Source organism: Cryobacterium sp. TMN-39-2 (assembly GCF_004402745.1).
In the GTDB taxonomy this organism is placed as follows: domain Bacteria; phylum Actinomycetota; class Actinomycetes; order Actinomycetales; family Microbacteriaceae; genus Cryobacterium; species Cryobacterium zongtaii.
On sequence record NZ_SOFX01000011.1, the window covers coordinates 447,289 to 471,295 of the forward strand.

The 24,007-nt window shown below is 69.0% G+C and carries 20 protein-coding genes; 13 read left to right on the forward strand and 7 right to left on the reverse strand.

Annotation, left to right across the window (positions count from 1 at the left end):
• Positions 1 to 61 precede the first annotated feature (61 nt).
• The 4 genes from E3O57_RS04215 to cydC are packed head-to-tail and all read left to right on the forward strand — an operon-like array spanning position 62 to position 5,908.
• A complete protein-coding gene (locus E3O57_RS04215; protein WP_088456086.1) occupies positions 62 to 1,471 on the forward strand; it encodes a cytochrome ubiquinol oxidase subunit I in 1,410 nt (469 codons plus the stop codon).
• A 9-nt stretch (positions 1,472 to 1,480) separates the two neighbouring features.
• Positions 1,481 to 2,485 (forward strand): cytochrome d ubiquinol oxidase subunit II, encoded by a 1,005-nt coding sequence (gene cydB / locus E3O57_RS04220; protein WP_103479163.1) that lies wholly within the window; start codon positions 1,481 to 1,483, stop codon positions 2,483 to 2,485.
• A 5-nt stretch (positions 2,486 to 2,490) separates the two neighbouring features.
• The gene (gene cydD / locus E3O57_RS04225; protein ID WP_103479164.1) at positions 2,491 to 4,161 is read left to right on the forward strand and encodes a thiol reductant ABC exporter subunit CydD; all 1,671 of its coding nucleotides are present in this window, start codon (positions 2,491 to 2,493) and stop codon (positions 4,159 to 4,161) included.
• Complete coding sequence (cydC, locus tag E3O57_RS04230; protein WP_103479165.1) at positions 4,154 to 5,908, forward strand: thiol reductant ABC exporter subunit CydC; 1,755 nt, start codon at positions 4,154 to 4,156, stop codon at positions 5,906 to 5,908. The genes cydD and cydC overlap by 8 nt, the downstream gene beginning before the upstream one ends.
• Here cydC and E3O57_RS04235 read toward each other — a convergent pair.
• Positions 5,880 to 6,533, reverse strand: a complete 654-nt coding sequence (locus tag E3O57_RS04235) for a DedA family protein (RefSeq protein ID WP_103460596.1) — start codon at positions 6,531 to 6,533, stop codon at positions 5,880 to 5,882. The genes cydC and E3O57_RS04235 overlap by 29 nt on opposite strands.
• 109 nt (positions 6,534 to 6,642) lie before the next feature.
• On the opposite strand from E3O57_RS04235, the gene E3O57_RS04240 reads away from it, so the two are divergent.
• The 6 genes from E3O57_RS04240 (at position 6,643) to holA (ending at position 15,788) form a co-directional block, all read left to right on the forward strand.
• Entirely contained in the window at positions 6,643 to 7,014 is a 372-nt protein-coding gene (locus tag E3O57_RS04240) for a hypothetical protein (protein WP_103460595.1), read from the forward strand.
• A gap of 47 nt (positions 7,015 to 7,061) precedes the next feature.
• Positions 7,062 to 8,588 (forward strand): anthranilate synthase component I family protein, encoded by a 1,527-nt coding sequence (locus E3O57_RS04245; RefSeq protein ID WP_241990300.1) that lies wholly within the window; start codon positions 7,062 to 7,064, stop codon positions 8,586 to 8,588.
• Between the two features lie 94 nt (positions 8,589 to 8,682).
• Positions 8,683 to 11,259, forward strand: a complete 2,577-nt coding sequence (gene leuS, locus E3O57_RS04250; RefSeq protein ID WP_103479202.1) for a leucine--tRNA ligase — start codon at positions 8,683 to 8,685, stop codon at positions 11,257 to 11,259.
• A gap of 220 nt (positions 11,260 to 11,479) precedes the next feature.
• A complete protein-coding gene (locus E3O57_RS04255) occupies positions 11,480 to 12,277 on the forward strand; it encodes a helix-hairpin-helix domain-containing protein (protein WP_103479166.1) in 798 nt (265 codons plus the stop codon).
• Positions 12,278 to 12,288: 11 nt separating this feature from the next.
• On the forward strand, positions 12,289 to 14,718 hold the full coding sequence (locus tag E3O57_RS04260) for a ComEC/Rec2 family competence protein (protein WP_165787920.1): 2,430 nt from the start codon (positions 12,289 to 12,291) through the stop codon (positions 14,716 to 14,718).
• A gap of 26 nt (positions 14,719 to 14,744) precedes the next feature.
• Positions 14,745 to 15,788: a DNA polymerase III subunit delta gene (gene holA, locus E3O57_RS04265; RefSeq protein WP_088456094.1), complete on the forward strand. Its 1,044-nt coding sequence runs from the start codon at positions 14,745 to 14,747 to the stop codon at positions 15,786 to 15,788.
• Between the two features lie 36 nt (positions 15,789 to 15,824).
• Here the strand turns inward: holA and E3O57_RS04270 are convergent, their stop codons facing one another.
• The 5 genes from E3O57_RS04270 to E3O57_RS04290 all read right to left on the reverse strand — a co-directional run bounded on the left by E3O57_RS04270 (position 15,825) and on the right by E3O57_RS04290 (position 19,707).
• Positions 15,825 to 16,514 (reverse strand): hypothetical protein, encoded by a 690-nt coding sequence (locus E3O57_RS04270; RefSeq protein ID WP_103479168.1) that lies wholly within the window; start codon positions 16,512 to 16,514, stop codon positions 15,825 to 15,827.
• Between the two features lie 127 nt (positions 16,515 to 16,641).
• On the reverse strand, positions 16,642 to 16,902 hold the full coding sequence (gene rpsT / locus E3O57_RS04275) for a 30S ribosomal protein S20 (protein ID WP_088456096.1): 261 nt from the start codon (positions 16,900 to 16,902) through the stop codon (positions 16,642 to 16,644).
• A gap of 119 nt (positions 16,903 to 17,021) precedes the next feature.
• On the reverse strand, positions 17,022 to 17,789 hold the full coding sequence (locus E3O57_RS04280) for an alpha/beta fold hydrolase (protein ID WP_103479169.1): 768 nt from the start codon (positions 17,787 to 17,789) through the stop codon (positions 17,022 to 17,024).
• Positions 17,789 to 18,445 carry a response regulator transcription factor gene (locus tag E3O57_RS04285; protein WP_088456098.1) on the reverse strand — a complete coding sequence of 219 codons (657 nt, stop codon included), beginning with the start codon at positions 18,443 to 18,445 and terminating at the stop codon, positions 17,789 to 17,791. Before E3O57_RS04285 ends, E3O57_RS04280 begins: the two co-directional genes overlap by 1 nt.
• Positions 18,442 to 19,707 (reverse strand): sensor histidine kinase, encoded by a 1,266-nt coding sequence (locus E3O57_RS04290; RefSeq protein ID WP_240632449.1) that lies wholly within the window; start codon positions 19,705 to 19,707, stop codon positions 18,442 to 18,444. The genes E3O57_RS04285 and E3O57_RS04290 overlap by 4 nt, the downstream gene beginning before the upstream one ends.
• Before the next feature lie 112 nt (positions 19,708 to 19,819).
• Between E3O57_RS04290 and lepA the strand changes: the two genes are divergently transcribed.
• The 3 genes from lepA to hemW are packed head-to-tail and all read left to right on the forward strand — an operon-like array spanning position 19,820 to position 23,557.
• Positions 19,820 to 21,673, forward strand: coding sequence for a translation elongation factor 4 (lepA, locus tag E3O57_RS04295; RefSeq protein ID WP_088456099.1), 1,854 nt, complete (start codon positions 19,820 to 19,822; stop codon positions 21,671 to 21,673).
• A gap of 5 nt (positions 21,674 to 21,678) precedes the next feature.
• Entirely contained in the window at positions 21,679 to 22,326 is a 648-nt protein-coding gene (locus E3O57_RS04300; protein ID WP_088456100.1) for a DUF1990 family protein, read from the forward strand.
• 4 nt (positions 22,327 to 22,330) lie between these two features.
• Positions 22,331 to 23,557, forward strand: a complete 1,227-nt coding sequence (gene hemW / locus E3O57_RS04305; protein WP_103479170.1) for a radical SAM family heme chaperone HemW — start codon at positions 22,331 to 22,333, stop codon at positions 23,555 to 23,557.
• A gap of 19 nt (positions 23,558 to 23,576) precedes the next feature.
• Here hemW and E3O57_RS04310 read toward each other — a convergent pair whose 3' ends face one another.
• On the reverse strand, positions 23,577 to 23,951 hold the full coding sequence (locus E3O57_RS04310; RefSeq protein WP_088456102.1) for a DUF4870 domain-containing protein: 375 nt from the start codon (positions 23,949 to 23,951) through the stop codon (positions 23,577 to 23,579).
• Between the last annotated feature and the right edge of the window lie 56 nt (positions 23,952 to 24,007).

Sequence of the window (24,007 nt, forward strand, 5' to 3'; positions counted from 1 at the left end):
TTCTACCGAACGTAGAATAGTAGTCTTCTACGACACGTAGAAAAACCGTCTTGGAGGGCAAATGAACGAGTGGCTTGACCCGTTACTCCTGTCGCGCTGGCAGTTCGGCCTGACGACGATCTACCACTTCCTGTTCGTACCACTGACCATCGGCCTGGTCACGACGGTGGCGATCTTCCAGACCGCCTGGTACCGCACCAACAAGGCCATGTACCTCCAACTGACCCACTTCTTCGGCAAGATCTTCCTGATCAACTTCGCCATGGGCGTCGTGACCGGCATCGTGCAGGAGTTCCAGTTCGGCATGAACTGGTCGGACTACTCCCGGTTCGTCGGCGACGTCTTCGGAGCGCCCCTGGCCTTCGAGGGCATCACCGCCTTCTTCCTCGAGGCCACCTTCATCGGCCTGTGGATCTTCGGCTGGGACAAACTGCCCAAGGGCCTGCACCTGGCCACCATCTGGCTCACCACGGTGGGCAGCATCGCGTCGGCGTACTTCATCATCGCCGCGAACGCCTTCATGCAGAATCCTGTCGCGTACCAGATCAACGAGGAAAAGGGTCGGGCCGAGCTCACCAGCATCGGCGAGCTGCTCACCAACCCGATCGCCCTCGCGGCCTTCCCGCACACGATCTTCGCCTGCTTCATGGTCTCCGCCGGCCTGATCATCTCGGTCGCCGCCTGGCACCTGTCCCGCAATCAACACCTCGAGACCATGCGGCCCGCGCTCAAGTTCGGCCTCTGGATGATGGTCATCTCCGGAGCCCTCACCACCCTGATGGGCGACCAGCTGAGCCTGGCGATGGTGGCGGCGCAGCCGATGAAGATGGCCGCGGCCGAGGCCATGTACAACACGGCCACAGGCGCCGAGGCCTCCTTCTCGATCTTCACCCTCGGCACCCCCGACGGTGTCAGTGAACTTTTCTCCGTGCGCATCCCGTACCTGCTGTCGTTCCTGTCCACGCACACCTTCGACGGCACGGTGGAGGGCATCAACAACCTCCAGGAGCAGTACGTGCAGCTCTACGGTCCCGGCGACTACGCGCCGATCATCTGGGTCACCTACTGGTCGTTCCGGTGGATGATCGGACTCGGCATCGCCCACATCCTCGTCGCCGTCGCCGGCCTCTGGTTCACCCGCAAGGGACGGAGCCCGAAGACCTGGATGTGGAAGATCGCGATCTGGTCCTTCCCGATGTCGTTGCTGGCCATGAGTGTGGGCTGGGTCTTCACCGAGATGGGCCGGCAACCGTGGCTGGTCTTCGGCCTCCTCAAAACCGCAGACGGTGTCTCGCCGAACGTCAGCGGGCTCGAGATCCTCATTTCTCTGATCGCCTTCACCCTGCTCTACGGCGCCCTCGCCGTGGTGGAATTCCGCCTGATCCTCAAGGCGGTCCAGAAGGGGCCGGACGACGCTCCGGCGCCGGACCCGGTGTCCGGCGAAATCAAGCACACGACCACGGTCTACTAGGAGCTCACCATGGAACTCAATATCCTGTGGTTCTGGATCATCGCCGCGATGTTCATCGGCTATTTCGTCCTCGACGGGTTCGACTTCGGGGTGGGCATGTCCCTGCCGTTCCTCGGCAAGGACGACACCGACCGCCGCGTCCTGATCAACACCATCGGCCCGGTCTGGGACCTCAACGAGACCTGGGTCATCGTGGCCGGCGCCTCGCTGTTCGCCGCGTTCCCCGAGTGGTACGCCACGATGTTCAGCGGCTTCTACCTGGCGTTGCTGCTCATCCTGTTGGCCCTGATCGCCCGGGGCGTGTCGTTCGAGTACCGGCACCAGCGGCCCGAGCTGAAGTGGAAGAAGTCCTTCGACACCATGATCGTGGTCGGTTCGGCCGTGCCCGCCCTGCTCTGGGGTGTGGCCTTCGGCAACGTCGTCCGCGGCGTGCCGCTGGATGAGAACTTCAACTACATCGGCAGCTTCTTCGATCTGCTGAACCCCTACGCGTTGCTCGCGGGCCTCACCACGCTGCTGCTCTTCTTCACGCACGGCGTGATCTTCGTCTCCACCAAGACCGAGGACGACATCCGGGTGCGGGCCCGCGCCCTGGCGATCAAGTCGGGGCTGGTCACCATCGTCGTGGCAGCGACCTTCCTGGTCTGGACAACGCTCGCCTACGGCACCCTCGCCTCCGGCATCCTCGCCGCCGTCGCGGCCGTGGCCCTGATCACCGCGTACCTGGCCAACCTGCGCGGCAACGAGCGCACCGCGTTCGGCCTCATGGCCGTCACCATCGGTTTCGCCGTGCTGACCCTGTTCGCGTCGCTGTTCCCTGATGTGATGCCGGCCAGCAACGACGTGGCCAACAGCCTGACCATCGAGAACGCTTCGTCCACGCCGTACACGCTTCAGGTGATGAGCTGGACCGCGCTGATCGCGGCCCCCGTGATCCTGGGCTACCAGGGGTGGACCTACTGGGTGTTCCGCAAGCGGATCAGCCGGTCGCACATCGAAGCCGCCGTACACTAAAACGGATGCGTCCCCTCGATCCTCGGCTTCTCACCCATGCCTCCGCAGCCCGGTGGTTCCTCCTCGTCGGTGCGGTTCTGGGCCTGGCCCAGACCCTCACCATCGTCGCGTTCGCCTGGTTCCTGAGCCAGAGCATCACGCTCGCGGTCAGCGGCGAGTCGCTGGAGTCGCTCAGCAGCACCGTCGCCGCGCTGGCCGCCGTGGTCATCCTGCGCGCCACACTGGTGTGGCTTCTCGAGGTCGCCGCCAGCCGGGGGGCCGCAGCCGTGAAGAGTCAGCTGCGCACCGCGGTTCTTCGCCGGCTGGCTGAGCGAGGACCGGACTGGCTGGCCGGCCAGCAGTCCGCCCGGGTTGCGACAGTGGTCACCAGCGGATTGGACGCACTCGACAACTACTTCGCGAGGTACCTGCCCCAACTGCTGTTGACGGCCATCGCCACGCCGATCCTGGTGCTGGTGATGCTCTGGCAGGACCCGGCCAGCGGCATCACGGTGATCATCGTTCTTCCGCTCATCCCCGTGTTCATGATCCTGATCGGCCAGGCCACCCAGGTCGTGCAACGTCAGCAATGGGATGCCCTGCAACGGCTGTCGGCGGGTTTCCTCGACGTGGTCGGCGGTCTGGCCACCCTGAAGATCTTCGGTCGGGACCGCCGCCAAGCCGCCCGCCTGGGCAACCTCACCGACGAGTACCGGGGCCGCACCATGAAGGTGCTGCGGGTCTCGTTCCTCAGCGGATTCGCGCTGGAGCTCGCCGGCAGCCTCTCGGTGGCCCTGATCGCCGTGTCCATCGGACTGCGGCTCGTCGACGGGTCGTTGCTGCTGGGTGTGGGCCTGTTCGTGCTGCTGCTGGCGCCGGAAGCCTTCCTGCCGGTGCGACAGGTCGGCGCACAGTTCCACGCTGCGGCCGACGGCCTCGCCGCGGCCGAAGAGGTGTTCGCCATCCTGGAAAACGACGACCTCCCGGACCGTATGCCCCGGGTCGGTTCGGAAGGGACGGCCGGCGCGACTGTTCCCGCAACGCCCCACGACGTCGACAGTGTCGACACCCTCCGCTTCGACGCGGTGACCATCCGCCGCGGCGACGCCACGATTATCGACAGTCTCCGCGCTGAATTCGCCGCCGGGCAGCTCAGTGTGCTCAGCGGCCCGAGCGGCGTGGGCAAGTCCACCCTGATCGGTGCCCTTCAGGGCTTCATTCCGTACGACGGCAGGCTGTTCCTCGGCGCCAGGGCCGTGCTCCCCGACGACAGCCGGCATTGGCTCGCCTGGTCCGGGCAACGCGCCGGCCTATTTTCCGGCAGCATCTCGAGCAACGTCGCCCTCGGCGCAGACGTCACCGACGATGCCCTGGTCACCACCGCGCTGCGGTGGGCGGGCGCCGGCGATCTGGATCCCGCACTGCGCCTGGGTGTCAACGGGGCCGGACTGTCCGGCGGTCAATCCCAGCGGGTCGCTGCCGCGAGGGCCATCTACCGGTGCATCTCCCTGGACTGTCCGGTCCTCGTACTCGACGAGCCGAGTTCGGCTCTCGACACGACCGCCGAGCAGGCCCTCATCGAGGGACTGCGCCGGTTGGCCGGCCAGGGGCACATCGTCATCGTCGTGAGTCATCGCCCGGCCTTCGTGTCCGCCGCCGACCACGTCGTCCACCTGAACGAGGTCGCCCATGTCTGATCGACGTTCACCCTTCGCACTGGGTGTGTCCACGGCGACCCGGTCCGTGCTCAGGCTCGCCCAACCGCCGGCACGCCGCAGCCTGCCCGGCCTCGCGGCCGGGGTGGGCAGCGCCGCCAGTGCGGTGGCGCTCCTGGCCTGCTCGGCGTGGCTCATCACCCGCGCCGCCGAAATGCCACCGATCCTGTTCCTCGGCCTGGCCGTCGTCGGTGTACGCGCGTTCGCCCTGTCCCGCGCGGCGCTCCGCTATCTGGAGCGACTGCTCAGCCACGATGCGGCGTTCCGCCAGCTCGGAGAACTGCGGCTGGGCATCTTCGCCCGTCTGCTGCCCCTGGCCCCCGCCGGACTCGCCGGCACCAGGAGGGGCGACCTACTGACCCGGCTGGTGCGCGATGTCGACGACCTGCAGGACCTGCCGCTGCGGGTAGTGCAGCCCCTGGCGACCTCGGGCCTGGTGGCCGTTCTCAGCGTCGTCGGGGTCTGGTGGGTGCTGCCGTCGGCGGGGCTCACCCTGATGGTGTGCCTGATCGTGGCCGGCATCGTCGGTACCCTCGCGACAGCGGCGCTGTCGGCCCGCTCCGAGCGCGACCTGGCACCGCTTCGAGGTGCCCTGGCCGACGAGGTGCTCGAGGTCGTCGAGAACCTCGACGTGCTCACGGCCTTCGGCGCCCTCGAGACCCGACTGACCGAACTCGCAGCGGTGGAGAACAGGCTGCGGACGGCGTCGCTCCGCAGCTCAACGGGAGCCGGAGTGCAGGCCGCCGTGATCTCACTGTGCGCCGGCGCCGCGACCGTGCTCGCACTCATTGCGGCAATCCCGGCTCTGGGCTCCGGCGGCGTGTCCGGCCCCGCCCTCGCCGTGGTCGTGCTGATTCCCATGGCAGTGTTCGAGGTCTTCGCCATGATCCCCCCGGCCATCAGTGCCTGGCGCCAGGTCCGCTCCAGTGCTGAGCGGGTGGCGACGGCGGTGCCCGAGACGATTCCAGCCGAAATCCCGTCGGATGTCGCCCTGCGAGAGGCGTCAGAGCCGACCGCCGTCGTGCCTCAGACCGGCAACCCGCTCATCGAGCTCACGGCGCTGGGAGCCAGCTGGCCGGGAACAGATCATCCCGCGCTGGCCGGGGTGACGCTACGGCTGAACGCCGGCGACCGCGTCCACCTGGCGGGGGCCAGTGGAGCGGGCAAGACCACCCTCGCGCAGACCTTGGTGCGTTTCCTCGACTACACAGGGTCATACAGGGTCAACGGCGTCGAAGCCAGAGACCTGGCTCCGGCCGAGGTGCGGCGGATCGTGGGACTGTGCGAGCAACGACCGTGGCTGTTCGACGACACCGTACGGCAGAACCTGCTCTTCGCGCGGGACACCGCCACCGACGATGACCTTCTCGACGTGCTCGCCCGGGTCGGGCTCGCCGACTGGGTTCGCCGGCGCGGCGGCCTGGATGCCCGGGTGGGCGAGCGCGGGGCCCTCGTCTCCGGCGGCCAGGCCCAGCGGATAGCCCTGGCCAGGGCGCTGCTGGCCGACTTCCCGGTCCTCATCGTCGATGAGCCCACGGCCAACGTAGACACCGGCCTCGGCGACACTCTCGTGCGGGACATCCTGTCGGCGGCGGCCGGCGCCGGCCGGGCGGTGCTGCTTATCTCCCACACGCCGGTGCCCGCGGAGCTGATCACTCGCACTCTGACGCTCACGGCCGGGTCCGGACTCCAGCTGGAGGCTACTCCGGGGGAAGCTCTCGCTCCATGAACCGGGCTTCCCGGCGCTTCAGCCACCGTTTGATGACGACCACGACGACACCGAACGCCGCGATCGCCCCGACGAAGAGGTAGCCCGCGAAGTGCAACTGGTCTGAGATGCTGCGGTAGCCCTCGGCCGCGGCGGCGCCGACGCTCACGTAGGCCACGGTCCAGAGCACACAGGCGGGCACGGTCCAGGTCAGGAAGGTGCGGTACCGCATGGTGCTCATGCCCACGGTGAGCGGGATGACAGAGTGCAGCACCGGCAGGAACCTCGAGAGGAACACGGCGATACCGCCCCGCCGGGCGAGATAGCGCTCCGCGGCTGCCCAATTCTTCTCCCCGATCCGCCGGCCCAGCCAGCTGCGCCGGATCCAGGGTCCGAACCGGCGTCCCAGGTAAAAGCCGATGCTCTCGCCGACCAGCGCACCCAGGATGACCGCCAACACCAGGGCGATGTATTCGACGGGGCCCTCCACCGCGGTGCTGGCCACGATCACGATGGTGTCGCCGGGAACGACCAACCCGATCAGCACGGAGGTTTCCAGGAGCATCCCCACACCCGCGAGAAGGGTGCGCACGACGGGGTCGACGGCGCTCACGGCATCCAGGATCCAGTTGAGTACGTCGTTCACCCCGCCAGCCTAAAGCGTGTCTGCGAACTCGTGTTGTGTGCCGCGTCGGCGGTGCTGGCCCGTGTTCTGGGCCCTGGTGACGACCGGCCGCGAAGCGCGACACTGAACAGTGACCAAAATCGGGAATTCCGGCCGGTCCCGGTATGTGACCAACGGGTTGCAATCGCGCCAGGCACTGCACCTGCTGTGGGCCGTCCCCGTGGTCATCCTCATCAGCCTGCCGGCAGCCGCAGTGGCCGGAATTTCATGGTGCGGGATCAGCGGCTGCAGCGGTGGCGGTTACGGACTCGATACGAGTGATGCCGGACTCGCGGTCCGCGCGTGCATCTTCGCCGCCGTGGTCATGACCGTTCCCTTCGCGCTTATCGCCTGGCTCAAGCCGCGCACCGTGAGGATCGTTGTCGCCCTCGCCATCGGCACCCTGTGGGGACTCCTCGTGGCCGTTGTCACCCACGGCATCTTCCCCTGGCGACTCGGTTGACCCGCGCATCCCGGGGACCAGGGCCTGCCGCACCCTAGGCTGGACGGGTGCCGACCACCTCCAGCCGCCCCGACCGGGGCCTCCCGGTGCACTCAGAGGCGTTGCGCTCGGTTTCGCTGCCGCACTGGCTTGACCCTGCCGATGCCTTCGACCTGCTGTACGCGGAGTCGCCGTACGCCGTCTGGCTGGATGCCGGGGCCGGCGCGAGCACCGGGGTGAGCTACCTCGCCGCCGCGCACCACGGCTCGCGGTTCGTTACTGCATCGGCGCGCGCCGGCACCGTAACCTGCTCCCGGCCGATGGACCCCGCTACGGCACCCGTCACGTCGGTCAGCACCGTCTTCGACTTCCTTCGGTCGGAACCGGTTGGCGCCGAGGCAGCCTCAGCCGACGCCAGGGACGACGTCGGTTTCCGGCTCGGCTGGGTGGGCTGGTTCGGCTACGGACTGGTCAGGTCGGGGGAGGCGTCCGACAGCCTCGCGGTCGGCCCGGCGCCCGACGCGGCGCCTGACGCAGCGCTGCTTTGTGTGGACCGAGCCATCGCCTTCGACCACGCTGCGCGCACCGTCACGCTGCTGGCCCGCGCGGCGGCGGGGGAGCCGGGGAACGACGTCGAGGACTGGCTGCTCGACACCGCCCGCCGTTTCGACGCCCGGCTGGCTGGCGCACCCGTCGCGGCCCACCGGCCGCAGACACCCGCCGCGCCGCCCGAGGTGCGCTGGCGGCATGACAGGGCGCAGTACACCCGGCTGATCGGCGCCTGTCAGGAGCGCATCGCGGCGGGCGACGCCTACCAGCTCTGCCTCACCAACGAAGTCACCGTCAGCGGCCGCTTCGACCCCCTCGATGTCTACAGCGCGCTGCGCGTCGGGAGCCCGAGCCACCACGGCGGTCTGCTCAGATTCGGCGCGCATGCGCTGTTGAGCGCCTCGCCGGAGGAATTCCTCTCCGTGAGCCCGCGGGGGAGGGTGCGCACCCGCCCCATCAAGGGCACCAGGCCCCGGTCCCTCGACCCGGCAACCGACCGGATGCTGGCCTCGGAGCTGCTCGCCAGCGACAAGGAGCGGGCGGAGAACCTCATGATCGTCGACCTCATGCGCAACGACCTGGGCCGCGTCGCCGCGCTCGGCACTGTCGCCGTGACGTCGCTGCTGCAGGTGGAAAGCTACCCGCACGTGCATCAGCTGGTTAGCACGGTCGAGGCGCGCCTCGCGCCCGGCCTGACGCCGGTCGACGCCATCGAGGCCTGCTTCCCAGCCGGATCGATGACCGGGGCGCCCAAGACCAGCGCCATGAGTATCCTCCGGGGGCTCGAGGGCGGCGAGCGCGGCGTCTACGCCGGCGCGTTCGGCTACCTCGGTTGTGACGGCGCCGTCGATCTGGCCATGGTCATCCGCAGTATCGTGCTCGGCCCGGCCGGCGCCTCCATCGGGACCGGCGGTGGGATCACCGCTCTGTCGGTGGCCGACGAGGAAATCGAGGAGACCCGAATCAAAGCCGGGGCCCTGATCGGCGCGATCCTGGCCTCCGCCGCGGCGCCGGACCCGGCGGATGGCCAGGGTTTAGTAACCTAGGAGCTTGGGCGTCGCCAACGGGGTACATACCCGCTGTGCAGAACGCCACCTCACCACAATGAATGAGAGTCACGTGGCACACGAGCACGACACCATGTCCAACGGCCCCGAGGACGAAGACGGTTACGACTTCGCCGCCATCCAGGCGAAGTGGGCGCCGATCTGGGACGAGCTGGAGCCGTTCCGCACCAGCGACCCCGACGACACCCGGCCGCGCAAGTACGTGCTGGACATGTTCCCGTACCCGTCCGGCGACCTGCACATGGGCCACGCCGAGGTGTACGCGCTCGGCGACATCGTCGCTCGCTACTGGCGCCAGCAGGGCTTCAACGTGCTGCACCCGATCGGCTGGGACTCCTTCGGCCTGCCCGCCGAGAACGCCGCCATCAAGCGCGGCATCGACCCGCGCGGCTGGACCTACGACAACATCGCGCAGCAGAAGAAGAGCATGAAGCTCTACGCGGCATCCTTCGACTGGTCCCGCGAGCTGCACACCAGCGACCCCGAGTACTACAAGTGGAACCAGTGGCTGTTCCTGCAGCTGTACAAGAAGGCCCTGGCCTACCGCAAGGACAGCTGGGTCAACTGGGACCCGATCGACCAGACCGTGCTCGCCAACGAGCAGGTGCTCGCCGACGGCACCAGCGAACGCAGCGGCGCCGTCGTGGTGAAGAAGAAGCTCACCCAGTGGTACTTCAAGATCACCGACTACGCCGACCGCTTGCTCGATGACCTCAACCAGCTCGAGGGCACCTGGCCGGCCAAGGTCCTGAACATGCAGCGCAACTGGATCGGCCGCTCCATCGGCGCCGACGTCGACTTCACCATCGAAGGTCGCGCGGAGCCGGTCAGCGTCTTCACGACCCGCCCGGACACCCTCTTCGGTGCCACGTTCATGGTCGTCGCCCCCGACGCCGACCTGGCCGCCGACCTCGTCGCCGACGCCTCACCCGAGGTACGCGAGCGCTTCGCGGCGTACCTGGTGCAGGTGCAGAACAGCACAGAGATCGAACGCCAGGCCACCGACCGGGAGAAGACCGGCGTCTTCCTCGAACGGTACGCGATCAACCCCGCCAACGGTGAGCGCCTGCCGATCTGGGCCGCGGACTACGTGCTGGCCGACTACGGTCACGGCGCCGTGATGTCGGTTCCGGCCCACGACCAGCGCGACCTCGACTTCGCCCTGCGGTTCGACCTGCCGGTCCGCGTCGTCGTGGACACCACGGCGCCGGTCACCGGTGTCATCCCGGTGATCACCCCGGGGATGCTGGACGGCTCCGAAGAACTGCCGTCCCTCGACTCCGACGCCCTCGACCCCGCCCAGACCGGCGTCGCGCTCACCGGCGACGGCCGCCTGGTCAACTCCGGGGCCCTCAACGGCCTCACCAAGGCCAACGCCATCAAGCGGATGATCGACAAGCTCGTCGCCGACGGCACCGGGCGGGCGGCCAAGAACTACCGCCTGCGCGACTGGCTGATCTCCCGCCAGCGCTACTGGGGAACCCCGATCCCGATCATTCACGGCGAGGACGGCACCGAGATCCCGGTGCCTGAAGACCAGCTGCCGGTGCTGCTGCCGCCCACTGACGGCCTCGACCTCAAGCCCAAGGGCACCTCCCCGCTCGGTGGTGCCGCGGACTGGGTGAACGTCGTGAACCCGATCGACGGTACCCCGGCCAAGCGCGACGCCGACACCATGGACACCTTCGTGGACAGCTCCTGGTATTTCCTGCGCTTCCTCAACCCCACCGACGACACCAAGGCGTTCGACCCGAAGGAAGCCGACAAGTGGGCCCCCGTCGACCAGTACGTCGGAGGCGTCGAGCACGCCATCCTGCATCTGCTCTACGCCCGCTTCATCACCAAGGTGCTCTTCGACCTCGGCTACGTCACCTTCACCGAACCGTTCACGGCTCTGCTGAACCAGGGCATGGTCATCCTCGACGGTGCCAAGATGTCCAAGAGCAAGGGCAACCTGGTCTATTTCACGGAGGAGGTCGACAAGTACGGCGTCGACGCCGTCCGGTTGACCATGGCGTTCGCCGGCCCGCCCGAAGACGACATCGACTGGGCCGACGTGTCCCCGGTCGGTTCGGCGAAGTTCCTGGCCCGTGCCTGGCGCGTCGCGCGCGACGTCACCAGCGCCCCGGATGTGGAGTGGAAGACCGGGGACGTTGCCCTGCGCCGCGTCACCCACCGGTTCCTGGCCGACGCCCCTTCGCTGATCGAGTCGTTCAAGTTCAACGTCGTCGTGGCGCGAATGATGGAGCTCGTCAACGCGACCCGCAAGGTGATCGATACCGGTGCCGGACCGGCCGATGCCGCCGTGCGCGAAGCCGCCGAGGTCACCGCGATGGCGTTGAACCTGTTCTCCCCGTACACGGCCGAAGACATGTGGGAGCGGCTCGGCTACGAACCGTGCGTCGCGCTCGCCCTGTGGCGGAAGCCCGACCGCAGCCTCCTGGTCGCCGAGTCGGTGACCGCGGTGGTGCAGGTCGACGGCAAGGTGCGCGACCGCCTCGAGGTTTCCCCGAAGATCAGCAGCGACGATCTCGAGGCCCTCGCCCGTGCATCGGCCGCCGCGATCCGTTCGATCGGCGACCGCGAGATCATCAAGGTGATCGTGCGGGCGCCCCGGATGGTGAGCATCGTCACCAAGCCCGCCGCTTAGGCCGCACGCCCCGCCTCCACAGGCGGGCCCGGCTCCGCCCCGCGCACAGGTTCCCCTGAGGGCCGGTGCGCGGGGCGGAGCGCTGTAACCACCACAACGCGGACCGGCTCTAAAACCCCGGCGCCCCGCGGTGGGTTCCTCCACAGGCTGGCCGGTAGTCGCCCCGACACAGATTCCTCACGGAACCGGTGCGAGCGGCGGCGCTGTTTAGCCTGTCCGCATGGATTTTGACCCGTTCGCCAGTTTGACGCCGTCATCCCGCCCGCGCTCTGGGAGGCCAGGGGCCCTGTCGGCCGGCCCCGGCCGCACCCGGATACGCGTCGGGGTGGGCGCGGCCATCGTCCTGTTGCTCGCGGCGCTCGGCATCAGCGTGACCGTGACCGCCATCGGGCAGGTCGGCCACAGCGTTGCGGTACCGGCGAATCCGGGCGCGGACCCGCTGGTGGACGACGCGACTGCGAGCCAGACAGCGGGTCCGCCCACCGGCGCGACCCCGGAAGCGCAGGCCGACCCGCGCGGCACCGGTGCGCCGACCGGCGAAGCGGAAGCGCCCGGAGTGTTTGTGCACGTGCTGGGTGCCGTCGCGCATCCCGGTCTTTTCGAAGTGCACGAGGGTGCCAGGGTCATCGACGTGGTCGCCGCCGCTGGCGGTCTGCTGCCCACCGCAGACGAGGCCGGCCTCAATCTGGCCAGACTCGTCGCCGACGGCGAGCAGCTCTACGTTCCGGCGCACGGCGAGGTCGTGCCCGGTCCGCCTGCCGGGGCGCAGGCCGGAGGCGCCGGGACGCCCGGCGGCGCACCGGGAACCGGAAACGGGGGTGCAGCGGCGAAAGTCAACCTCAACACGGCCACGTTGGCGGACCTCGACACACTGCCTCGGATCGGACCGGTTATGGCCCAGCGCATCCTCGACTACCGCGTGGCGGAGGGCAGATTCGCGAGCATCGACGACCTGCGCAATGTGACCGGGATCGGCGAGAAGACCTTCGCCGCGCTCACGGACCTGATCACCGTATGAACCAGGACGGCATGACCCGAAGCCGGAACAGTGTGGACCTGCGGCTGGTGCTGCCGGCCATGGCATGTTGGTTGTCGGCCGGGCTGCTGGTGGCGACGACGACGGATGCCGCCCTCGTGGCCGGCCTGGCTGCGGCCGCCGCCATCCTGCTGACCGTTGGTGCACTCGTGACCGGGTCGCGAGCACGTGGCGCGGGCTTCCTGGTGGAGCGCGTCCGCCCGGTACTGGCCACCCTGGCCGTGTGCTGCGCTGCGGCCGCATTGGCCGGGCTGTCCGTCGCGGTGCAGGCGCCGGTGCGGTTGCCCGAATCCGTTCGCGCCGTCGCAGCCGAACACGGCGAGGCCTCAGTGGTTCTCACGGTCTGGTCGGCGCCGGCGCAGAGTCGCCGGTCGGCCATCGGGGGTGGGGTGCAGATGCGGTTCCGGGCCACGCTCACCTCCATCGGCGAGCCACCCGGTCAGGCGAGCACGGGGGAGGCTTCCCCAGCCGGGACCGGCCTGTCGGTGCCCGCCGTCGTATTCGCCCCGGCATCCGCTGAGACCCCCGCCATCGGCGCTGGGATCCGGATGACGGGTACTCTCGGCGCAACGGAGCCGGGTGACGCGGCCGCCGTCCTGATCTTCGGGCGAGCCCCACCGGAACCGGTTCACCCCGCGCCGCGGTGGCTGGCCTGGGCGAACGCCGTTCGCGAGGGGTTCGCGACAGCGTCCGCCGAGCTGCCCGGTGATGGAGCCGGCCTGCTGCCCGGGCTGGCGATCGGCGACACCACGGCGGTGGATGACAGCCTCGACCAGGACATGAAGACGAGCTCGCTCAGCCACCTCACCGCGGTGTCCGGAGCCAATTGCGCCATTGTGCTCGCCATCGTCCTGGTGGCAGCAGCCGCGCTGGGCCTCGGCCGGGTGTGGCGGCTGGTCTGCGGGCTGGTCGTGCTGGCCGGCTTCGTGGTGCTCGTCACTCCGGAACCGAGCGTGGTGAGGGCCGCGACCATGGCGACCATCGTTCTGCTGTCAGGTTCGCTCGGTCGGCCAGGGCGGGGACTCCCTGCCCTGGCCATGGCCTCGCTGTGTCTGCTGATCTTCGATCCCTGGCTGGCCCGCAATTACGGCTTCGCGCTGTCGGTGCTGGCCACCCTCGGGCTGCTGGTGCTGGCAGGGCCGCTCAGCCGACGGCTCAGACGCTGGCTTCCCACACCCGTCGCCGCGGTACTCTCGATCCCGATCGCCGCTCAGCTGGCCTGCCAGCCGGTGCTGGTCATGCTCAGTCCGACGCTCCCGATGTACGGGGTGCCGGCAAACCTGCTCGCAGCCCCCGCCGCGCCGGTGGCCACTGTCGCCGGCCTGGTCGCCTGTCTGCTCCTGCCCTGGGCACCCGTTCTCGCGACCCCGCTGGTGTGGCTGGCCTGGCTGCCGGCCACCTGGATCGCCGCTGTCGCGACCACGACCGCCGGTATGCCTGCCAACAGCCTGCCCTGGCCGGGTGGACCGTTCGGAGTGGTCCTCATCGTGGCCTGTACCGTCGCCGTGCTGACTCTGCTTGCCGCCGGCGGCTCCGGCCGGGTGGCAGTGCTGGTGCGGACCGTCAGCGGGACCTTGGTCTGCGTGGTCGCCGGGTGGGCGATCGGAGGCGCGGTCGGCTACGAGCTGGGCCGGGCCGCAGTCTTTCCCCCGGCCTGGCAGATCGCCGCCTGCGACATAGGCCAGGGCGATGCCGTGCTCGTGCGTGACGGTGCGTCGGTCGCGCTCGTCGACGTGGGCCCGGACCCGGCGCTGCTGGCCGACTGCCTGGACACCCTCGGCATCGACAGGGTCGATCTGCTGGTCCTCACCCACTACGACCTGGACCACATCGGCGGTCTGGCCGCGGTGATCGGCCGGGTGGACACCGCACTGGTGGGCCGGCCGGAGACCAGCCAGGATGCGGCGCTGCTCGACCGGCTCGCCGCCGGCGGGGCCGACGTACGCGAAACCGCCCGCGGCGACACCGGCGCCCTCGGCGCACTGACCTGGGAGATCCTGTGGCCGATCCGCGGCTCGACCCTCATGCAGACCGGGAACCCCGGTAGCGTCAGCATGGCGTTCGACGGCGGCGGCATCCGGTCGCTTTTCCTCGGCGACCTCGACGAAGAGGCGCAAAAGGGGCTGATGGCCGCCGGTCAGATCGCTGCCGTCGACGTGGTCAAGGTCGCCCATCACGGTTCTCGCGACCAGAGTGCCGCCCTCTACGCCGAGATCGAGGCGAGCATCGGAGTCGTATCGGTCGGTGCGGACAACGGCTACGGACACCCCACCAGGTCGGTGCTCGACATCCTCGGCGCGGCGGGAACCACCGTGCTGCGCACCGACCGGGACGGGATGGTGGTGGTCGCGCCCGGCACCGGTGCCCCGACGGCCCGCCGGGGACTCGTGGTCTGGACGGAGAAGGTCACAGGTGCCGGTTAGGCTGGGTTGGTAGCGAAGGGAGCCGCGTGGCCGCACGAACAACCGCACAGGCACGAACCGGCAAACCGGCCGCCAAGGCCGGCGCGGCGAAGATCCCGCAGCTCGCCTGGCATCAGGTGCGCCCGGCGCCCGTCGTGCTCGTCTCTGGCACCGAGACCTTCCTCGCCGAACGCGCCATCCGGTCGCTGCGGGACTTCCTCAAGCTGGAGGACCCCAGCCTCGAGGTCAGCGACATTCAGGCCGACAGCTACGCGCCCGGTGAGCTGCTCACCCTGGCCAGCCCCTCGCTGTTCGGCGAGCCGCGGCTGATCCGCGTGAGCAACGTCGAGAAGTGCAGCGACACCTTCCTCACCGAGGCCATCGATTACCTGCAGAACCCCGCAGACGACACCTACGTCGTGCTGCGCCACGGCGGCGGCGTGCGCGGCAAGAAGCTCCTGGACACCATCCGCAGCGGCGTGGGCGGCGCCGTGGAAGTGGTCTGCGCCGAGCTCAAGAAGGATTCGGACAAGCACGACTTCGCCACCGCCGAATTCCGCTCGGCGGGCAAAAGAGTCACCCCGAGCGCATTGCGGTCGCTGGTGGCCGCGTTCTCCGACGACCTGGCCGAGCTCTCCGCCGCCTGCCAGCAGCTCATCGCCGACACCGGAGCCGAGGTCACCGAGACCACGGTGGACCGCTATTACGGCGGCCGAGTCGAGACCAACGCGTTCAAGGTCGCCGATTCCGCCATCGCCGGGCGTCTCGGCGAGGCACTCGTCACCCTGCGGCACGCGCTGTCGTCAGGAGCCGACCCGGTCCCGATCGTCGCCGCGTTCGCCAGCAAGATCCGCACCATGGCGAAGCTGTTCGGCGTGCGCGGCGGGTCCGCCCAGCTGGCGGCCACCTACAGCCTGGCCCCCTGGCAGGTGGAGCGCGCCCAACGCGATCTGCGCGGCTGGAGCGATGACGGTCTGGCCCGGTGCATCGTGATGCTCGCCGAGACCGACGCGGCCGTGAAGGGCGCCGGCAGAGACCCGATCTTCGCGCTCGAGCGGCTCGTCACGGTCATCGCCAAACGCGGTGAATGAGGGCGGCCGGTCACGGACCGGGCGGCCGAGGCCGACTCAGGGCTGGCCGGACACCGTGACCGACGAGCGGTTCAGGTAGATCCACACCCCGTCGGTGAACTCGGGGTCGCCGCAGATATCCCCGCTCACCTTCACCGGCAAAATGGTTGAGGAGCCGGCCAGATCGGCCCGCGATGCCGTCGCGGCGAACGACGCCGGCAGGGACGGGCAGTATTCCAGCTGGACCCTGCCATACAGGTCGGTGAACTGCACCATGATCCGCTGGGTGGGCATCGGCAACAGTACCGTGAGCACCACCGCGAGAGCGGCCAGCGCGAGGCCGACGACGCCGAACACCGACCCGAGGATGGTCAGCCCCCGCCGAGGGGCTGCCGTGTGTGCTGCCGGGTGCGCTGCAGGCTGAGCTGCCGGCTGCGCGGCAGCTTCGGTGGCCGGCGGCGTTGCGGCGGGCGCGGTGATGGAGAGTGCGGCGGTGGACGGTGCCGTGTTGGGGGGCGCGGTGGGCAGCGAGGCCGTGAACAGGACGCAGGCCCCGGTCAACACGAGGATGAAACCGAGCAGCCCCGCGAACACCCAGGGGTTCAGGCCCTCGTATGCGGTGACTGCGGGGGCCGACCAGAGGCCGACGGCGATGACGGCGGCTGCCACGGCGAACGCGCCGCCGAGGAACCGGGCCTGATGGCGCCAGGCGGACGGTTTTACCGGGCCGGTCTGCTCGCTTGTCACGACGCCACCATAGCGTCGGCCGGGCACCTCGGAAAGGGCCGGCCGGATCCGGCGGCAACACAGAAAACCCCCGCCCAGGAGGGCGGGGGTGTGTCTGTACTTCTGAACTGCTGAAGAGCGGTGCTGCTTAGAGCGCGTTGACAGCCTTGGCGATAGCGGACTTCTTGTTCGCTGCCTGGTTCTGGTGGATGACGCCCTTGCTGACGGCCTTGTCGAGCTTCTTGGAAGCAACGGCGAGGCTGGCGACAGCCTTGTCCTTGTCACCAGCGGTGACGGCGAGGCGCGTGGCCCGGATGGCGGTCTTGAACTCGCTCTTGACCGCCTTGTTGCGCTCCTGCGACTTCTTGTTCGTGAGGATCCGCTTGATCTGCGACTTGATGTTTGCCACGTTTTATACGCTTTCGTTAGGTTCTTGTTCGGATGGGCCGCCCGGCGATAGAGGGCACCGTGCGGCGAAAATCGTGTGGGGTGGGACCCAACACGCAAGCCAACAGGCAACGATACCAGTTATCTGCCCGGCTGGCTGACCGAATCGGGCGAGTTCTGATCGTGATCGGCCTCGATCTCAGTGATGATGCGCCTGAGCACAGTATCAAACCGGTGCGGCCGATGCAGGCTGACCAGGTGGCCGGCCCCGGGAACCGTCACGAGGGTGCCTCGCTGCGCCGCCACGAGGAACCGTCGTTGGTGCAGGCGGAAGTGATCGTACGCGCCGTTGACCAGCCAGACCGGTCCGGGAAACGCCCTGAGATCGGCTAGCGGCGACAATCGCCCCGTCGCCGCGAGGCCCGCGTCCATGACGTCCAGGCCTACGCCGCCGGCGAGCACATCCCGCACCCCGGCCGGCGGGAGCATCCGCCGGACCAGGAAGGTGTGCAGCCAGAGACCGCGGTCCGGGAACCTGTGGATGATCCGGGCGAGCCAGCGATAGGCGGCCAGTCCCGGCCCGCCCGGTTCGAACGACGACCCGGCGGCCACCAGGCCGAGCACCCGGTCCGGGTTCCTGGCCGCGTAGGCGATGGCGTAGTAGCCGCCGAGCGACAGCCCGACGAGCAGCACCGGCCCCTCGACGGCGTCCACCGCCCCATCGATGGCACCGAGCGCACCGTCGAGGGTGAACGGCTCGCCCAGGCGCGAGCCGTGGCCGGGCAGGTCAACGGCGACAACCGGATGTCCCGCCGCCTCCAGCCACTCCAGCTGGTGCCGCCACATGCTGGCCGAGGTGCGGATCCCGTGCACGAGCACGACGGGGACCCGGTAACCGGCGGTGGGCATCAGGCGCCCCGCAGGGTGCCCGACGCGCGGGCGCTGGCGACGGCGGAGGTCCGCGAGCCGACGCCGAGCTTGCCGAAGATGTGCACAAGGTGCGACTTCACCGTCGCCTCGCTGAGGAACAGGTCCTGGCCGATCTGCCGGTTGGAGCGGCCGGCCGCAACGAGGGCAAGCACCTCGACCTCGCGGGGGGAGAGCCGGCCCTCCGGAACGAGCGACCGGTCGGCCAGCCGGGTCACGATGGCCGGAGCGAGTGCGCTCTGTCCCGCCGCCGCGGCCCGCACGGCGGCGACGAGTTCGGCGGGCGGCGCGTCCTTGAGCAGGTACCCGCTGGCGCCGGCCTCGATGGCACCGAGGATGTCGGCATCCGTGTCGTAATTGGTGAGGATCAGCACGTGCGGGGCGCCGGGTCGGGACCGGACCAACCGGGTGGCCTCCGCGCCCTGCATGGGGGTGCCCGGTGGGTCGGTATTGGGCAGCGCACCACCGAACTGCAGGTCCATCAGCACCACGTCGACCCGGCCGGAGGCGGCCAGGGCCACGGCTTCCTCCGCCGTGCCGGCCTCCAGCTCGACCTCCAGGTCCGGCTCGGCGCCGAGCATGGCGCGCAGTCCCGCCCGCACCACGGGGTGGTCGTCCGCGAGCAGCACCCGGATCATGCCAGCGCCTGACGAATCGGGAATCGCACCGCGACCGCGGTGCCCAGGCCCGGTGCGGACTCCAGGACGAAGGAGCCGCCGAGCGCTTCGACACGTTGCCGGATGGCGACCAGGCCGAACGAGTCAGGACTCTGAGCCGTGGCGTCCGTGAGGGTGAAACCGCGCCCGTCGTCGACGACGTCGAGGGCCACCTCATCGGTCATGTAGCTCAGGGTGACCTCTGCGCGGTTGGCGCCGGCGTGTTGGGCGACGTTGGCGAGCGAGCCCTGCGCGATCCGCAGCAGGGTCGTCTCCAGCGACATCGGCAGCGCGATCGGGTCACCCGTCACATGCAGGCTGACCCTGGTGGCATGGTCGCCGACCGGTGCGGTGCGCTCTGCCGACGAGGCGAGCCTGGCGAGTGCGCCCGGCAGGGTCTGGCTGTCCAGGGCCGGCGGGGTGAGCTCCCGGATGAACCGGCGGGTCTCCTGCAGATTGGCTGCCGCGGTATCCCTGGCCAGGCGCAGGTGCTCCAGGGCCGCCGGATCGGACACCCGGCCCTCGACGGCGTGCAACAGCATCTGGATGCTCGACAGCCCCTGCGCCACGGTGTCGTGGATCTCCCTGGCCAGGCGTTCCCTCTCGGCGAGGGTGCCTGCGTCACGTGCGGTGGCCGCCAGCTCGGTGCGGGTGGTGAGCAGATCTTCGATCAGGTTCTGCCGTTCGGCGGCCTCGCGCAGCAGTGCCCGGTAGCCCAGGCCCACCGCCACCGCCACGCCCGCGCCCACCAGCGGGCCGAGGGTGGCGCCCAGGCTCAGGCCCACGTGGAAGCTCATCGCCCAGATCGTCAACAGCACGCTGAGCAGCACCAGGGGGATGCCGGCCCTGAGGGGCAGCACGTGCAGCTGCAGGAAGAACAGCGGGAAAACGATGAAGGCGGCATCCGGCGCCAGCAGGGTCAGTGCGAGCCACTCCACCAGCAGCACGGCCATCCAGACCGGCACGACCCATCGCCACGGCCGCCGGCGGGCCAGCTCGCTGCCGCCGACGTAGCTGGCCAGGAAGAGCAGCGACAGGCTCACCACGGCGACGGGGTTCGGCACCGCCCCCAACAGGGTCCGCACGATGACCAGCCCGGTCAGCCCGATGATCAGAACGTGCAGGCCGATCCGCAGGCCGGAGAACACCGGGGTGAGCGCTGAGTGCGGAAGACCCTCGCCGATGCTGGCGGGCGGCATGGGATCCCGGCGGAGCGGGGAGGTGCGGAGTGCGAGGCTGGACATGGTGCGCCCAGCCTAATCAGGACCGCTGGTTCCGTCATCCGTCGAATGGATGACCGACTGCCACCCGGGCAGGTCACACCGATGCTGCGGGGCATGGGAGAATTGGGCCATCATGTCACCGAGAGCTCTCAAGGCGCTGGAACCGGCCGCCACCGCCCCCGCGTTCATCCGTAACTTCTGCATCATCGCGCACATCGACCACGGCAAGTCCACGCTGGCCGACCGGATGCTTCAGATCACCGGCGTCGTCGACGACCGTTCCATGCGTGCCCAGTACCTGGACCGGATGGACATCGAACGCGAACGCGGCATCACCATCAAGAGCCAGGCGGTGCGGATGCCGTGGGAGATGGACGGTCAGACCTACGCGCTGAACATGATCGACACCCCCGGCCACGTCGACTTCACCTACGAGGTCTCCCGCAGCCTGGCGGCCTGCGAGGGCGCCATCCTGCTCGTCGACGCCGCCCAGGGCATCGAAGCCCAGACCCTGGCCAACCTCTACCTGGCGCTCGAGAACGACCTCACCATCATCCCGGTGCTCAACAAGATCGACCTGCCGGCCGCCGACCCCGACAAGTACGCCAAGGAGCTCGCCAGCCTCATCGGCGGCAGCCCCGACGACGTGCTTCGGGTCTCCGGCAAGACCGGCGTCGGCGTGTCCGAACTGCTCGACCGGGCCACCTCGCTGATCCCCGCCCCCGTCGGCGACGCGAACGCGCCGGCCCGCGCCATGATCTTCGACTCCGTCTACGACAGCTATCGCGGCGTCGTCACCTACGTGCGCATGATCGACGGGCACCTCAGCCCGCGCGAGAAGATCCAGATGATGTCGACCCGCGCCACCCACGACATCCTCGAGATCGGCGTCACCAGCCCGGAACCCACCCCCAGCAAGGGCCTGGGCGTCGGAGAGGTCGGCTACCTGATCACCGGCGTGAAGGACGTGCGCCAGTCCAAGGTCGGCGACACCGTCACCACCGCGATGAAGCCCGCCACCGAGGCGCTGCCCGGCTACACCGAACCCAAGCCGATGGTGTTCTCCGGCCTGTACCCGATCGACGGCAGCGACTACCCGGCGCTGCGCGAAGCGCTCGACAAGCTCAAGCTCTCGGATGCGTCGCTGGTCTACGAGCCCGAAACCTCCGTCGCCCTCGGCTTCGGCTTCCGGTGCGGCTTCCTCGGCCTGCTGCACCTGGAGATCATCACCGAGCGCATCGACCGGGAGTTCAACCTCGACCTGATCACCACCGCGCCCAGCGTGATCTACGAGGTCACCACCGACGACAAGAAGACCGTCACGGTCACCAACCCGAGCGAGTTCCCCAACGGCAAGATCGCTGTCGTCGAGGAACCCATCGTCAAGGCCGCGATCCTCGCGCCCAAGGACTACGTCGGCGTGATCATGGAACTCTGCCAGGGTCGCCGCGGCACCCTGCTCGGCATGGAGTACCTCGGTGAGGACCGGGTCGAGATCCGGTACACGATGCCGTTGGGCGAGATCGTGTTCGACTTCTTCGACCAACTCAAGAGCAAGACCGCCGGCTACGCGTCCCTCGACTACGAGCCCATCGGCTCGCAGGAGGCCGACCTGGTCAAGGTCGACATCCTGCTGCAGGGCGAACAGGTCGACGCGTTCAGCGCCATCGTGCACCGCGACAAGGCCTACGACTACGGCGTACTGATGACCGGACGGCTCCGGAAGCTCATCCCGCGCCAGCAGTTCGACGTGCCCATCCAGGCCGCCATCGGAGCCCGCATCATCGCCCGCGAATCGATCAGCGCCATCCGCAAGGACGTCCTCGCCAAGTGTTACGGCGGCGACATCTCCCGCAAGCGCAAGCTGCTGGAGAAGCAGAAGGAAGGCAAGAAGCGCATGAAGATGGTCGGCAGGGTCGAGGTTCCGCAGGAGGCTTTCATCGCCGCGCTCTCCGGCGACGAGCCGGCCAAGAAGGAAAAGAAGTAACGATCATGCGCCGCTCGACCTTCACCGACGCCGCCGTGACCTACGCCGCCATCGGCGGCACCCTGGCCCCCGACCTGATGCGCTACCCGCCCAAGGGCCACCGCCCGCTGGAGCGTACGGTGCGCCTGGGCAGCGGCGAGGAACGGTTCCGGGTGGCCACGACGGCGTTGATGACCTGGGGCATCCAGCGCGGCAGCGGCATCGACGTCACCGACCTCGACGCCGGCACCGGCGTGCAGTACACCGGCATCGTCTTCACCGAGAACGGCACCCCGGCGCCCAACCAGGAGCACCCGGTGAACGAGGCCACCTTCGCCGAGGACGGCACCGCGTTCATCAGCAACGGGATGACCGCCAAGCTGGCCATCCCCACCGGCCCGTTCACCGTCGCCGCACCGGTGCGGGTCGTCTACGTCATCGACGAGGCCGACAAGATCGGCTTCGCCTACGGAACCATGCGCGGCCACCCGCAGACCGGCGAGGAGTGCTTCATCGTCGACCGTCGCGCTGACGACTCCGTCTGGCTCACCATCCGCTCCTTCTCGCGTCCCAGCACCTGGTACTACACGCTGGCCTGGCCCATCCTGCGCGTCCAGCAGGAGCGCTACACCCGCAAGTACCTGCTCGCCCTGCACCCCGTCGGACGAGGCTGACCGGATGGCTGGACCGCACCCGGTCGGCGACCCCGCACCACTGGATGGCCTCATCCCGGCTTCGGCCGCGCTCGGCGCCTCGACCCGCGACTTCGGGGTCTACCTGCACGTACCGTTCTGCAAGGTGCGCTGCGGCTACTGCGACTTCAACACCTACACCGCCACGGAACTGCGCGGGGTGAAGCAGAGCGACTACGCCAGCCAGGCGGTCCTCGAGGTGGAGTCCGCCGCCCGCATCCTGGCCGAATCCGGTGTGCCGGCCCGGCCCGCCGCGACGGTCTTCTTCGGCGGCGGCACCCCCACGCTGCTGCCCGCAGACCATCTGGTGCGGATGCTGCATGCCGTGCGCGACACCTTCGGTATCGTGCCGGGCGCCGAGATCACCACCGAGGCCAACCCTGACTCCGTCGACCTGGCCTATCTCCGCCAGCTCAAGCAGGCCGGTTTCACCCGGGTGTCCTTCGGCATGCAGTCCGCGGTACCGCGGGTCCTGGCCACCCTCGAGAGAACGCATGATCCCGAACGGGTCCCGCTCGTGGTGGCCTGGGCGCGCGAGGAGGGCCTGGACGTGAGTCTCGACCTGATCTACGGCACACCGGGGGAGACCATCGAGGATTGGCGGGCCAGCCTGGACGCGGCCATCGGCCAGCAGCCCGACCACATCAGCGCCTATTCGCTCATCGTCGAGGACGGTACCAAGCTGGCCAGGCAGATCCGCCGGGGCGAGCTCGTCCAGCCCGACGAAGACCTGCAGGCCGACTTCTACGAACTCGCGGATGCGCGTCTGGCCGAGGCCGGTTACGGATGGTACGAGGTCAGCAACTGGTCCCGGGGAACCGAACACCGGTCCCGGCACAACCTGTCCTACTGGCGCAGCGCCGACTGGTGGGGCATCGGCCCCGGCGCGCACAGCCACGTGGGTGGGGTGCGTTGGTGGAACGTCAAGCATCCGGCGGCGTACGCCGACCGCATTCTGGCCGGCCACTCACCGGCCGCCGGACGGGAAACCCTGGACGAGGCCACCCGCGAAACCGAACGGGTGCTGCTGCTCACGCGCATCCGCGAGGGAATCCCGGTGGCGACGTTGTCGGCGCTCGGCCGCCGAGAGGTCGCCGGCCTGATCGCCGACGAGCTCATCGACGCTCGCGCGGCCATCGGCGGCAACATCGAACTGACCCTCACCGGTCGGCTGCTCGCCGACGCCGTGGTGCGCCGACTGCTTACCGACTAGTGAGGCCCGGTTCTTACGATCAGCTGACGAACTTGATCGTCAGCGGGTAGGTGTACCACTCGCCCTTGTTCGCGGCGATCGCGGCCATGATGCTGAAGACGATGCTGAGGATCCAGGCGGCGGCCAGGATCAGGAAGCCGACGAGGATGACGGTGAGAATCGATCCGACCAGGTAGGCGATGGCCAGGGTGATCTGGAAGTTCAGGGCCGTCGCGGCGTGTGCGCGGATGAACGGACCGCGGTCCTTGAGCACGATGTAACCGATCAGGGCGGGCAGGAAGCCGAAGAGGATTCCGCCGATGTGGATCAGGGTCGCCCACAGCTTCTCGTCGGCCGGGCTCAGCTGGCTGGGTGCCTGGTACGGGTTGGCGGGGGGAGGCGTTGCCTCAGACATTAAATCTCCTTCGTGGGCGCTCGGGGGAGCGAGGATGGTGCTGGTCGAGCTGTCAC

What these genes read in the sequence shown, in the direction of transcription:
- leuS (WP_103479202.1), top strand. Translation starts at nt 8,683, where the DNA reads ATGTCCAACGGCCCCGAGGACGAAGACGGTTACGACTTCGCCGCCATC.
- E3O57_RS04290 (WP_240632449.1), bottom strand. Translation starts at nt 19,707, where the DNA reads ATGTCCAGCCTCGCACTCCGCACCTCCCCGCTCCGCCGGGATCCCATG.
- hemW (WP_103479170.1), top strand. Translation starts at nt 22,331, where the DNA reads ATGGCTGGACCGCACCCGGTCGGCGACCCCGCACCACTGGATGGCCTC.
- E3O57_RS04215 (WP_088456086.1), top strand. Translation starts at nt 62, where the DNA reads ATGAACGAGTGGCTTGACCCGTTACTCCTGTCGCGCTGGCAGTTCGGC.
- cydC (WP_103479165.1), top strand. Translation starts at nt 4,154, where the DNA reads ATGTCTGATCGACGTTCACCCTTCGCACTGGGTGTGTCCACGGCGACC.
- E3O57_RS04300 (WP_088456100.1), top strand. Translation starts at nt 21,679, where the DNA reads ATGCGCCGCTCGACCTTCACCGACGCCGCCGTGACCTACGCCGCCATC.
- E3O57_RS04285 (WP_088456098.1), bottom strand. Translation starts at nt 18,445, where the DNA reads ATGATCCGGGTGCTGCTCGCGGACGACCACCCCGTGGTGCGGGCGGGA.
- cydB (WP_103479163.1), top strand. Translation starts at nt 1,481, where the DNA reads ATGGAACTCAATATCCTGTGGTTCTGGATCATCGCCGCGATGTTCATC.
- lepA (WP_088456099.1), top strand. Translation starts at nt 19,820, where the DNA reads ATGTCACCGAGAGCTCTCAAGGCGCTGGAACCGGCCGCCACCGCCCCC.
- E3O57_RS04280 (WP_103479169.1), bottom strand. Translation starts at nt 17,789, where the DNA reads ATGCCCACCGCCGGTTACCGGGTCCCCGTCGTGCTCGTGCACGGGATC.
- E3O57_RS04255 (WP_103479166.1), top strand. Translation starts at nt 11,480, where the DNA reads ATGGATTTTGACCCGTTCGCCAGTTTGACGCCGTCATCCCGCCCGCGC.
- E3O57_RS04310 (WP_088456102.1), bottom strand. Translation starts at nt 23,951, where the DNA reads ATGTCTGAGGCAACGCCTCCCCCCGCCAACCCGTACCAGGCACCCAGC.
- cydD (WP_103479164.1), top strand. Translation starts at nt 2,491, where the DNA reads ATGCGTCCCCTCGATCCTCGGCTTCTCACCCATGCCTCCGCAGCCCGG.
- E3O57_RS04260 (WP_165787920.1), top strand. Translation starts at nt 12,289, where the DNA reads ATGACCCGAAGCCGGAACAGTGTGGACCTGCGGCTGGTGCTGCCGGCC.